The 12,645-nt window shown below is 38.8% G+C and carries 10 protein-coding genes; 4 read left to right on the plus strand and 6 right to left on the minus strand.

Annotation, left to right across the window (positions count from 1 at the left end; all coding sequences use genetic code 11):
• Positions 1 to 102: 102 nt before the first annotated feature.
• From pth to JK139_RS06870, 3 genes are all read right to left on the minus strand, one after another.
• Complete coding sequence (gene pth / locus JK139_RS06860) at positions 103 to 681, minus strand: aminoacyl-tRNA hydrolase (protein WP_075051654.1); 579 nt, start codon at positions 679 to 681, stop codon at positions 103 to 105.
• A 173-nt stretch (positions 682 to 854) separates the two neighbouring features.
• Positions 855 to 1,436 (minus strand): 50S ribosomal protein L25, encoded by a 582-nt coding sequence (locus JK139_RS06865; protein WP_218330903.1) that lies wholly within the window; start codon positions 1,434 to 1,436, stop codon positions 855 to 857.
• Between the two features lie 169 nt (positions 1,437 to 1,605).
• Positions 1,606 to 2,565: a ribose-phosphate pyrophosphokinase gene (locus JK139_RS06870; protein ID WP_218330904.1), complete on the minus strand. Its 960-nt coding sequence runs from the start codon at positions 2,563 to 2,565 to the stop codon at positions 1,606 to 1,608.
• Between the two features lie 127 nt (positions 2,566 to 2,692).
• On the opposite strand from JK139_RS06870, the gene radC reads away from it, so the two are divergent.
• Positions 2,693 to 3,382, plus strand: coding sequence for a RadC family protein (gene radC / locus JK139_RS06875; protein WP_074420094.1), 690 nt, complete (start codon positions 2,693 to 2,695; stop codon positions 3,380 to 3,382).
• Between the two features lie 53 nt (positions 3,383 to 3,435).
• On the opposite strand, the gene JK139_RS06880 is transcribed toward radC, so the two are convergent.
• From JK139_RS06880 to JK139_RS06890, 3 genes are all read right to left on the minus strand, one after another.
• Positions 3,436 to 3,744, minus strand: a complete 309-nt coding sequence (locus JK139_RS06880) for a DUF3467 domain-containing protein (RefSeq protein WP_074420093.1) — start codon at positions 3,742 to 3,744, stop codon at positions 3,436 to 3,438.
• A 118-nt stretch (positions 3,745 to 3,862) separates the two neighbouring features.
• Positions 3,863 to 5,353 (minus strand): SusD/RagB family nutrient-binding outer membrane lipoprotein, encoded by a 1,491-nt coding sequence (locus JK139_RS06885; protein WP_074420092.1) that lies wholly within the window; start codon positions 5,351 to 5,353, stop codon positions 3,863 to 3,865.
• An 11-nt stretch (positions 5,354 to 5,364) separates the two neighbouring features.
• A complete protein-coding gene (locus JK139_RS06890; protein ID WP_074420091.1) occupies positions 5,365 to 8,625 on the minus strand; it encodes a SusC/RagA family TonB-linked outer membrane protein in 3,261 nt (1,086 codons plus the stop codon).
• 357 nt (positions 8,626 to 8,982) lie between these two features.
• On the opposite strand from JK139_RS06890, the gene JK139_RS06895 reads away from it, so the two are divergent.
• The 3 genes from JK139_RS06895 to JK139_RS06905 all read left to right on the plus strand — a co-directional run bounded on the left by JK139_RS06895 (position 8,983) and on the right by JK139_RS06905 (position 12,591).
• The gene (locus tag JK139_RS06895) at positions 8,983 to 9,864 is read left to right on the plus strand and encodes a bifunctional 5,10-methylenetetrahydrofolate dehydrogenase/5,10-methenyltetrahydrofolate cyclohydrolase (RefSeq protein WP_074420090.1); all 882 of its coding nucleotides are present in this window, start codon (positions 8,983 to 8,985) and stop codon (positions 9,862 to 9,864) included.
• 76 nt (positions 9,865 to 9,940) lie between these two features.
• Positions 9,941 to 10,546 carry a 7-carboxy-7-deazaguanine synthase QueE gene (locus tag JK139_RS06900; RefSeq protein ID WP_218330905.1) on the plus strand — a complete coding sequence of 202 codons (606 nt, stop codon included), beginning with the start codon at positions 9,941 to 9,943 and terminating at the stop codon, positions 10,544 to 10,546.
• Between the two features lie 134 nt (positions 10,547 to 10,680).
• Entirely contained in the window at positions 10,681 to 12,591 is a 1,911-nt protein-coding gene (locus tag JK139_RS06905) for an OmpA family protein (protein WP_218330906.1), read from the plus strand.
• Positions 12,592 to 12,645: the final 54 nt, after the last annotated feature.

Below are 12,645 nucleotides of genomic sequence, written 5' to 3' on the forward strand. Positions count from 1 at the left end.
TAGGGTTACTATGTAATATACCCTTTGCCACTTATCTAATCAATATCGCGAATTTACTTAAATCGAAGTAAAGTTTTTCATATTGGCTCAAAAATGATAAGATTAGGGGATAAACTTATAGCTGTTAGCCATATTCATTGTTTTTTCTATACCCACAGCAGCGAATTGTTCAATGATATCTACACATTTTTCAATTTTTTGCCGAACGATGGGTTGTTCATTGGGGAGCCATTTGCTTAAAACAAATTCGGCCTGCATGCCTTTGGGATAGTTATTGCCAATACCAAAGCGTAATTTGGGGTATTGGTCGGTACCAATTGTTAATTGAATATCTTTTAACCCGTTATGGCCGGCCGGGCTACCGGAAGCACGTAAACGGAGTACTTCTATGGGCAAAGCCAGATCATCTACAATGGTTAAGGTTTGTTCTAAGGGTATGGCTGTTTTATCGAGCCAGTATTTAAAGGCTTTTCCACTTAAATTCATAAACGTGGTGGGTTTAATACAAATAAACTGATGCCCTTTCCATTTTACTTCGGCCTTAAAAGCCAGGCGGTCGGGCATAAAAAAGCCACCATGTTTTAATACAAAAGCATCCACCACATCAAAGCCAATATTGTGGCGGGTATGCATGTATTCCGGACCTATATTCCCCAATCCTACAATTAAATATTTTTTCATGTAAGTATTCATTTAGCAATGACCTAACTGAAATATAGTACCACAAGGTTATAAGCAAAAACAGTTATACAAAAGCATTTATGGCTGTAAATATATTGAGAGCGTGGCTAATTTGAGGTCAAAAAAAATCCCCCGGCAAACACCGGAGGATATATTTGGGTTGAATTTGAACCTTATTTCTTGGCAGGAGCTGCTGCTTCTTCCTGTTTTAACTGGCGTGTCATAACAACAGATGCAATAGGAATACGTGGAGAGTTTAAAATTTCCATGTGCTCCGCCTTTACATCTTCAACGCGGATATTACCGTTTAGTTCCAGATTGCTAATATCTACTTCAATAAATTCACGCAGGTATTTAGGTAAAGTTTTTACTTTCAATGCCTTCATTTTAATCACTAATTTCCCTCCACCTTTTACACCGATAGAAGTACCGGTAAAATGAAGGGGTAAGGTTGCAATTACTTTTTTGTTATCCTGCAGTTCTAATAAATCAATATGATCCAATGAATCATTCACCCTGTCAAACTGCAAATCTTTTAAAATACAACGGTAGGTTTTACCGTCAACTTTAACTTCAGCAATCTGAAATTCTGCTGTGTACACCAGATCTTTAAAGGCCTTTACAGGCGCAGCAAAATTAATTTCTTTTTCGCCACCGTAAATTACACCTGGCACCATTTCCTGAGAGCGAATTTGTCGGGTGGCTTTTTTCCCGGTTTCGGTCCTCAGTTGTCCATCGATTGTAATCGTTTTCATTGTTGTTTTTGTTTTAATAACTACTTACTTTTTTTTATTGGGTATTGTAGTTATTGTGAGATAATTTTTTGGATGGCAAAGGTAAGGGAATGCACCTAAAAAAAGCACCAGCCAATAAAATTTATCGTTTACCGGTGCTTTCTATATTTTTCTGGCACTTAAATAGTCTTTAAACTCTGGTATTTCTTAGTTGCGAATGAATGAAAAGGCTGGTAATGCTTTTGTTTTCGTAAGCATTTCTAATAGCAATGGCAAATAAATCGGCTACAGAAAGTACTTTTATTTTTTTGGTATTGGGATTAGCTAAAGGAATGGTATCGCAAACCACCAATTCTTCCAGTTCACTGTTTTCAATATTTTGGTAGGCATTACCACTTAAAACCGGATGGGTACATAAGGCACGCACACTGGTAGCGCCTTTTTCTTTAAGCAGGGCAGCGGCTTTTGCTAATGTACTGCCTGTATCGCAAATATCATCAATTAAAATAATATCTTTTCCGGTAACATCGCCAATTACTACCATGCTGGCAATTTCGTTGGCACGTTTTCGGTGTTTATCGCAAATAACCATTTCTGCATTAAAATAACTGGCAATTTCGCGAACGCGGTTACTACTGCCCACATCGGGCGATGCGAAGGTGAGGTTGTCTAATTTCAATTGTTCTATGTATGGAATAAAAATAGCGGAACTGTCTAAATGATCTACCGGTATTTCAAAGAAAGCCTGAATTTGCGGTGCATGTAAATCCATGGTAATAATACGGTTGGCACCGGCTGCTTCTAACAAACTGGCTACTAATTTGCTGCCAATGGCCACCCTTGGGCGGTCTTTTCGATCCTGGCGGGCATAACCATAATAGGGAATAACGGCAATAATTTTATAGGCGCTGGCTCTTTTGGCCGCATCAATCATCAATAACAATTCCATTAAATTATCAGCCGGGGCAAAAGTGCTTTGTACTAAAAAAACATAATCACCACGAATACTTTCTAAAAAAACCGGCTGCATTTCGCCATCGCTGAATTTTTGAATATTTACTTTCCCAAGCGGAGCGCCAAATCGTTGTGCAATTTTTTCTGCTAATTTTTGCGAACCGGCACCGGCAAAAACTTTAACTGAAGGATTCATAATAACTGGAATGAGTTGCGAAGATAACCATTCAACGAGGAAATGAGAAAACAGGATTTCCGCATTTTGTGAACAAAGTTTATTTTTATAATACATAAAAAATCATCTTCATTCATATCAACTGCTTATGGCACAAACCAGTATTAAACAATGGGCTGTAGATGACCGCCCCAGAGAAAAAATGTTATTGAAAGGATGCGGTGCATTAAGTAATGCAGAGCTACTGGCTATTTTAATGAATAATGGAACTGCCAATACATCTGCATTGGAATTAGCCAAAACTTTGTTGCATGCAGTAAACAATAATTTAACCCGATTAGCGGGGATGAGTGTACCTGAAATACTCCAATTAAAAATTAAAGGAATAGGGCCTGCAAAAGCAGTAACCATTGTTGCCGCATTAGAGTTAGGAATTAGAACCCATACTTTTCAACAAAAGAAAGCATGTGTTATTACCAGTAAAGATGCCGCCGATTATTTAAGGGCACAATTGCAACACAAACCAATTGAAATGTTTGTGGCTATTTATTTAAACCGTGCCAACAAAATAATACGGCATGAAGTAATTAGCACCGGAGGCATTACGGGTACAATAGCCGATCCGAGAATTATTTTAAGAAAGGCCTTAGAATGTAATGCCAGTTCAATGATTTTATCGCATAACCACCCCAGTGGTAATTTAAAACCCAGTCCTGCAGACAAAGAACTAACCCAAAAAATAAAGCAGGCTGCTTTATTAATTGACATGGTGGTATTAGACCATATTATTGTAAGCCATGAAGGTTATTTCAGCTTTGCTGATGAGGGACTATTATAATGAAAACACATAATATATTAATATACTATATATTATATGTTCCAAACACCTATTTATGCCTGTGCAGTAGGCCCCCCAAAGTTGAGTGGAATTTCAACCTGTTCCATATCCTGAATAGGGCCATTGGCAGCCTCGTAACGTTGAATATTTTCGGTTAATGCTTTCATGAAACGCTTGGCATGCATGGGTGTTAAAACAATTCTGCTTTTTACTTTACTTTTTGGTGTGCCCGGCATTACATTCACAAAATCTACCACAAACTCAGCATGGCTATGGGTAATGATGGCTAAGTTGGCATATACGCCTTCGGCTACTTCTTCAGAAATTTCAATATTTAACTGGTTATTGGGCACTTGTTGCATGTAATTTAAATTTTGTTCGAAGATAGGGCAAGCTATTCATTCCTAAACATAAAAAAGCGACAGAAATATTGCTCTGCCGCCTTTTAGTTGAAGTATTTAATACACAACAAACAAATGTTTATTGCATCCAGAATAATTTAATGGTAACATCATCGCCACCCATTGCACTTATAGCTGCCGTATAGCTGGGGCCATTGGCTGTTGCTTCATTGGCAGGATAAGTATAACGCCATGGAAATGCAGACTGCGGATTACCCGGAACTGCCATTGCAGGGTAATACAATCTGCGGATGGATGTCCAGGCATCAAAACCTCTCATATAATAAGCAATGTATTGCTGTAATCCAATGGCTTGTTTCCAATGAACAGAAGAAGTATTGGTTCCGGTACTACCAATAGCGCCGGCACCCAATCCGCCCGGTGCTGTAGCATAAGCAACGGAAGGCTGTGCCAAATAAGTAGCAGCATCGGCTGCAGAACCACCCCATGCTTCAATAGAAGCGGTAACACCATTGTTATAAAAAGTTGCAGCACTGCCTGCAATAAAATTTCTTTCAACAGCCTCTGCATGCAGGAAAGAAATTTCTGCATAATCTAATAATACAGAGGGAGCAGCAGGATCTACAATTGTGCCGGTTAAAGGGCTGAAATAGGGATTGGAAAAGTTGTTCCATGTATTGGTTACACCAACGGTACCGCCTACATCACTACCACTATACTGGTTGGTATAATAGGCAGAACGGCGAGGGTCATTTAATGCCACCATTGGGCTCAGTAACGTTTTGGTAATCACATAATCCTTTCTGTTGCTTTGTATCAGGTTTACCCAAACCGGATTCGCATTGGGTGTAATACCAGTATATACAAATACTGCATTATCGGCATTAGATTGGAATACACCGCCGGCAATGGCTTCATTTACTTTGGTTTTAGCCGTTGCAGGGTCAGAATCTGCAATCAGCATCGCCATTTTTAATTTTAGAGAGTTGGCAAAGGTTTTCCATTTAGCCACATTGCCACCATATATTAAATCGGCAGTACCAAAACTAGGTGCACTGGTATTTAATCCATTAATACAGGTATCCAACCTTTTTAATAAATCGTAATAAACGGTTTTAGCATCATCATAAGCCGGGAAAGGATATTTGTTGATATTATTGGCCTGTGTGTAAGGTATATTACCAAATGTATTTACCAAATAATAATACGTATACACTTCCATAATGTCGGTAATTTCCAGCTCGTTTTTAACAACAGCCGGATCAGTAACATCAGTAGGAATTAACAGTTTGGCTTGTTGAAAATTATTCAATGCACCTACATACAGGTTATTCCAAAAGTTTTGTGGAATATTTCTGTTTCCCAAATTGTAGTTACTCTCATCGGTATAAGTAGCTTCTGTCCAGTATTGAGCTACCAATTGAAAAATATTCGAGTTTACATTAGGTGTAGTAATGTAATCCACCAAATTTTTCTGTCCGTTGGTAAACAACGCATAAGAAGGAGCAGAAGAGGGATTCTTGGTATCGATATTCAGATTGATCATGTTTTTTTGACAGGATGCCAACGCAAATACCGATAGGACGCTATAAAATATTAATTTTTTCATAATACCTGATTTTAGAATTTGAATTTAACATTGAAGCCGATATTGCGTACAGCAGGATATGAACCACTCTGATAGCCTTGTGCATTGCCTGCACCCAAACCATCTTCAGGATCGGCATAAGGAACATTTTTGCTGATAATCCATAAATTTCTTCCCACAATAGCAAAATCAATTCCTTTAATGGGCTTCATTTTTTCAACAGCTTTTTGAGGTAATGAATAAGAAATATTCAGTTCTCTTAATTTAACAAAGCTGGCATCATAAACAAAGGCTCTGGCAGGATTTCGGTAGTATCCATATAATCCATACCCATTTCCACTATTATCAACCCTTTTTGTATTGGGTTTACCATCGGCAGTTACTCCTTTTAAAATAATACCACCACCGTTGGCTAAGGAATTACGGGAAGGATTACCCAAATCGTTTAAGCCTGCAGTTATATCATAGAGGCCGGTTGCAAAACCATAATAGGTATCTAATGAGAATACACTACCCCCTTGGCGCATATCAATCAGGAAACTTAAGGTAAATGATTTGTAATGGAAGCTGTTGTTGATACCACCGGTCCAATTAGGTGTAGCATTACCAATAATATCAGTTGTTTTATTATCCTTTAAATAATAACCATTGCTACCAACGGTTCTTTGTCCGTTGGTATACACAAAGTCATTTCCCTGAATGGTTCCGAAAGGCTGACCTACGGTTGCATTTACAGAAACTCCGCCCTGATAGGATTGTAATACCTGGTTTTTCTGGTTATTGAAGAGAGACAATACTTTGTTATTGATTTTGCTCCAGTTTACATTGATATCCCATGAAAAATTACGTGTTCTGATGGGGGTACCATTGATGGACAATTCAATACCATTGTTTTGAATGGAACCAAAATTTACATACTGACTCAAATAGCCAGTTGCACCAGAAGTATTAACCTGTGTAATTAAATCGAAGGTTTTAGAAGTGAAATAAGTGAAATCAAAACCTAACCGATTTTTAAAGAACGCCATTTCCAAACCGGTTTCAAAACTTTTGGTTCTTTCCGGTTTTAAATTGGGGTTGTTATTGACTGTAGGTAGCGATACCAATGCATTTCCGTTAAACGGAGAGTTAATAGTGTATGTATTCAATACACTATGATAAGGGGCATCATTACCCACTTCCGCATAGTTTAAACGAACCTTACCAAATGATAACCATGGCGCATTGTCAATCATTTTATAAAATGCCCAGCTACCGGAAATGGCCGGATATGTATAGGCATTGTTACCGGCAGGTAAAGTAGAAGATTGGTCGCGACGAACTGTACCATCTAAAGTCAACATATCTTTATAGGTTAATGTTGCACCGGCAAATACACCCCCTACTTCTTTTTCCAACAATGCCTCTACAGGCGCATTAATGGGGTTTACTGAGTTAGATAAAGCATAGAAGTTCGGCAGATTTAAACCGCCGTTGGTAGATGCAAAAATGCTGGAATAAGTATCCTGCCTTAAGTTGGCACCCACCAATGCCTTAAAGTTAAAGTTGGTAGATAAATCTTTATTGTAAGTAGCTAAGAAATCGTAGTTAATTTCTTTGTAGTTGATGTTGTTTCTGGAATAGAAAGGCACATTTACTGAACCAATGGCATCTCTTTCTTCCTGTAAAGAATTATAAGTATCCATGGAAACCCTGCCCAATAAAGTAATGCTCTTAGAAGGTGTATAGTTGATATAAGCATTACCAAATACACGTTGCCGGCTATCTTGTTCATAATTCTGATAGCGCACAAAGTATACATTATCCCAATATATAGGGTTAGTATTGCCATTTACAGGGTCGGTCATATTCCAGGTAACATTTTTACCACCTGAATTAAAGTAAGCGGCTTTTTGTTGCTTAATATCCACATTCATTTCCCACCACTGTCTAAAATTAGACATGATGTTGTTTGAAGTGTAACCTGTACCATACCTGCCCAACCCACTGATTTCAGAATAGTTGATGGTACCGCCCACGGTTAAATCTTTGGTTAAGTTATGGGTTGCACCAAAATTGAACATGTTTTTGGTAATGTTACTATTGGGCAAAATACCATTATCGCTGGTACGGGTATAGCCTAATTTAAAAGAACCGTTTTCACCACCCCCATCAATATATACACTGGTATTGTAAGATACCGGATTTACAAAAAAGGTAGAAGGGTCATTCTTGGCAGCTACCCATGGTGTTGGTTTACCATAATTCGGATTGCCGGGGTAATTGGCAAATGCATCCCATTGGTATACCAATAAATTGGGATTAAATTTCGCACCATAAGAGGCATCTTCAGTTGTGGGCACGATCAGTTGTGGAGAATTCTGACCAAACTGCGGCAAAGGTGCATATAAAAAGTTCCCATCGGGTGAACCATAACCGTAAGGGTATGCACCACCAATTTCAGGACCTGAACCATAGTTAGCGCCATATTCGTGTTGGTATTTCACAAAAGTGCTTTTATCGTAAGAACCTACATTAACACCCGCATTTACGGTAACACCCAAGCCTCTTTTGGCTTTTTTTGTGGTAATTAAAATAACACCATTGGCTGCTCTGGAGCCATATAAGGCAGAAGCTGCAGCACCTTTTAATACCGAGATAGAGGCAATATCATCGGGGTTTAAATCGGCGGCATTGCTACCGTAATCATAACCACCCCGTCCGGCTCTTTGACCGCCGGAAGCAGAAGATGTATTATCAAAAGGAACACCATCTACGACAAATAAAGCCTGATTAGATTGAGAGATAGATTTAATACCTCTTAACACCACATTGGTAGAGGCACCTAAAGCAGTGGGTTGTGTAATTTGCAAACCGGCAACTTTACCGGATAAGCCATCCACAAAGTTAGAATTACGAGTTTTGCTTACCTCATCGCCGCCTACTTCCTGGGCAGCATAAGGGAGTGCATTTCTACTCCGTCTAATACCCATTGCGGTTACTACTACTTCATCTAATTGAGAACTTTGACGTGCCAATGTAACGGCCACATCGGTTTCATTGCCTAATTTAACTTCTTTTGTTCCAAAATTTACGGCTGAAATGACAAGCACATCGCCTGCTTTGGCTTCAATTTTAAAATTACCCTGCGCATCGGCTGCCGTTGCGGCATTGCCTTTTTTAACGCGGACAGTAGCCCCATCAACAGGCTTTCCGTCACCATCCAAAATGCGTCCTTTTACCAAATGTGTCTGCGCAAACAGAGTTGACACACCCAACAAAAGCACCACAGCTAATGATAGCAATTTTCTCATGTGTTTCGTTTTAATTTTCTAAAATTTGTTAATGACTTGTTATACCCTCAAAAATGCCATTAAGCATTTGTTAAATTATAACAATGGTCAAATATAAGGACAGAATACATTCAAAAATGCTGCAAAGAGAGATTAGAATTTGATTAAAATATTTTTCTACATAGTAATCTGTTTTTCCAAAAAAGTAAATATTTTTTCAACAAATCATTCATTTTCAATTATTTATCAAATTAAATTTTTCAAATTAAATACAAATAAATATTGAAAAAATAAATACAAACATTGGTTTGTTTTCTTGTTTTTTTGAAAAGCGATTTTTCGTTTTTATACGCAATTATTTAAAATTACCTTTGCCGCATGATAGTATTAGACGGGAAAATTGCGGCACAGGCCGTAAAAGACAAACTGAAAGCGCAGGTTGCAAACTTTACAGCAAATGGGCATCGCCCTCCGAAACTGGCAGCAATTTTAGTAGGCAGCAATGGCGCCAGCGAAACTTATGTAGCTAGCAAGGTAAAAAATTGTGCAGAAACAGGCTTTGAATCGTTACTCATTCGTCTCGATGCATCAGTTGATGAAGCAACCTTATTACAAACCATTGAAAAGTTGAACCATGACCATACAGTAGATGGCATTTTGGTGCAATTACCTCTCCCCAAACATATTAGCGAACAAAAAGTAATTGAAACCATTCATCCTGCTAAAGATGTAGATGGTTTTCACCCGGTTAATGCAGGTAAGTTAGTACAGGGATTACCCGGTTTTATACCAGCCACCCCATATGGCATTATGCTGTTGTTAGAACATTTTCATATACAAACCAAAGGCAAACATGCAGTTGTGATGGGGCGCAGCAATATTGTAGGGCGCCCTATGAGTATTTTACTCAGCAGTAATATTCCTTATGGCAATTGCACTGTAACCATTGCCCATTCACAAACACAAAATTTGAAAGCCATTTGTTTGCAGGCCGATATTTTGGTAGCTGCACTTGGCAAACCCGAATTTGTTACTGCCGATATGGTAAAATCCGGTGCCATTGTAATTGATGTAGGTATTACCAGAGTGGAAGATGCTACTGCAAAAAAAGGTTTTCGTATTAAAGGCGATGTTGCCTTTAATGAAGTAGCACCTAAAACAACCGCCATTACACCGGTACCCGGGGGTGTTGGATTAATGACCATTGCAGGCTTATTAACCAATACCCTGCAAGCTTATTTAAACAATGTAACAGCATAAAAAAAAGTACTTATTCAAAAAATTATTATTTAATAAAGTAACTCAATTGCAACAAACAATGCAACAATTGCCGGTTATGGAAAGTTTTTATACCCTTCAGGGAGAAGGGTATTACCAGGGGCATGCCGCTTATTTTATTCGTTTGGGCGGTTGTGATGTGGGTTGTGTTTGGTGCGATGTAAAGGAAAGTTGGAATGCCGCCAAACATCCGCTATACACCATTGATGCCATTGTGCAAAAAGCAGTAGAAGAGGTAACCAAGCAGGCTGGCGCCGTACATAATGCGCTTTGTGTTGTAACCGGTGGTGAACCTTTATTACATCCTTTAGATGCACTAACTACTGCATTGCAAAATGTCGGTTTTGTAACCAATATTGAAACTTCAGGCTCATCGCCCCTAAGCGGCAACTGGAACTGGATATGCCTTTCACCCAAAAAATTCAAAGCACCCCTACCCGAAATTGTGTCTTTGGCCAATGAGTTGAAAGTGGTGATTTTTAATCAGCATGATTTTAAATGGGCCGAAACCTATGCCCGGCAAACCAACCCCAATTGTAAACTATACCTACAGCCAGAATGGGATAAAGCTGCTACCGTTACACCCTTGATTATTGAATACATTCAACAACATCCCCAATGGGAACTTAGTCTGCAATTGCACAAATACATTCACGTTCCCTGATTTGAACAAGATAATTTCATAACATATCCGATCTTCCCTTTTCGTGAACAGAAAACCGCATCCGGATATCATATTGCACAATCTGTGTACGGTTTTTAGTATCTTTCATTTGCATAAAAAATACAAATATCCCAATGAAATTTTGCTTCCTCTATATTACCTGCCTACTTGCTGCTGAACTTCCTGCGCAAACATACCATCCTGCAAACAGCAGCCGTTCCATTCGTGAGGAATACAATAAAGCCATGCAATATTTAAACGATGGATATGTTAAAGATGCCATTCCTGTTTTACACAAAGTATTGGAAAAAGATTCTACCTTTTTAGATGCCTGGCTTTCATTGGCTGGTGTATATGGCGAATTAAAAAATTATCCATTGGCTATACAATACTATGAAAAAGTAAAAAATGCAGATAGTGTTTACTTTCTTCCCTACAATCTGCCCTACTCTATTAATTTAGCGGGTTTAGGCCGTTTTAATGATGCAGCCAATGCTATTGATGCATTTCTGGCCATTCCAGATTTAAATGAACGAAGCCGAAAAAGCGGCCTTTATCGGCAACAATGTTATGCATTTGCCATTCAATATGCAAAGGAACATCCAATGAATAACGTAACCGCCTTTGCCCCGAAGAATTTAGGCGACAGTGTTAACTCACCGCAATCAGAATATTACCCTACCTTAACCATTGATGACAGCCTGCTCATATTTACACGAAGAGGCGATGGCGTTTCTGAAAACTTTTATCAAAGCGTAATGCGCAATAAAAAATTTTCAAAAGCCGAATTAGTAAAAGGTGATATTAATATTGAACCTTACAAAGGCGCCATTACCGTTTCAGCAAATGGCGACTGGCTTATTTTTGCAGGTAATTTTAAAAATGGCTTTGGCAATTTTGATCTGTATATTTCTTACTGGACACCACAAGGCTGGAGTGAACCCGAGAACCTTGGCCCCAATGTAAACTCGGAATATTGGGATAGTTCACCGGCATTGAGTCCCGATAATCATATTTTATACTTCAGCAGTAATCGCCCCGGTGGTTATGGAGGAAGAGATTTGTACCAATGTATTCGCCAACCCAATGGACAATGGGGACCGGCTACCAACATGGGTCCGGCCATTAACTCTGCCGGTGATGATGCTTACCCATATATTCATGCCGATAATCAAACTTTTTACTATACCAGCGATGGTTTACCCGGCTATGGGGGTACCGATTTATTTATCATGCGTAAAGATAGTACCGGACACTGGGGCAAACCCAAAAATGCAGGCTACCCCATCAATACGATTGAAAACGAAGGAAGCATCACCATCAATTCGTTAGGCACCACCGGTTATTTTGCCAGCGACAGAAGCGATAGCCGTGGCGGATTGGATTTATATTCGTTCACCATTTCTCCTCATATTAAACCCTTAAAAACCCTGTTTGTAAAAGGTGCAGTATTAGATGCGGTTACGCAAAAAGGCATTCCCTGTTCTATTGAACTGATAGATAACCATAGCGGCAAACCGGCCATGCAAATAAAAGTGGATGAATTGGGCAAATACTTTGTACCGCTTCCGGTAGGCCGCAATTATACTTTCGTAGTGAACAGAAAAGGTTATTTACTGTACAGCGAATTGTTTAACATGCAACAACACCATGCAGATAGCACCTATCAAAAAAATATTTCATTGCAACCCATTACCAAAAATGCCGGCTTCACCTTCAAAAACATTCAGTTCAACATCAACTCTTACGAGTTGTTACCACAAGATGCCATTGAATTGAATAAAGTGATTGATTTTTTAAACGACAATCCATCGGTTGCCATTGAAGTGCAAGGGTATACCGACAATACCGGTAAAGAAACCGATAATATTACGCTTTCAACCTTACGAGCCAAGGCAGTTGCCAATTATTTGGCCATACATGGAATTGATTACAGAAGATTGTCGTACAAAGGTTATGGTTCAGCCAATCCTATTGCCGACAATACCACTGAAGCAGGCAGAATGAAAAACCGGAGAACCACATTTATTATTACCGGCATGTAATTATACTCAATCATTTAGTAAAAAGAAATTATATTAGTTATTCAAAACAATATT

Origin of the sequence: Hydrotalea lipotrueae (assembly GCF_019249625.1) — a bacterium.
Lineage (GTDB): Bacteria > Bacteroidota > Bacteroidia > Chitinophagales > Chitinophagaceae > Hydrotalea > Hydrotalea flava.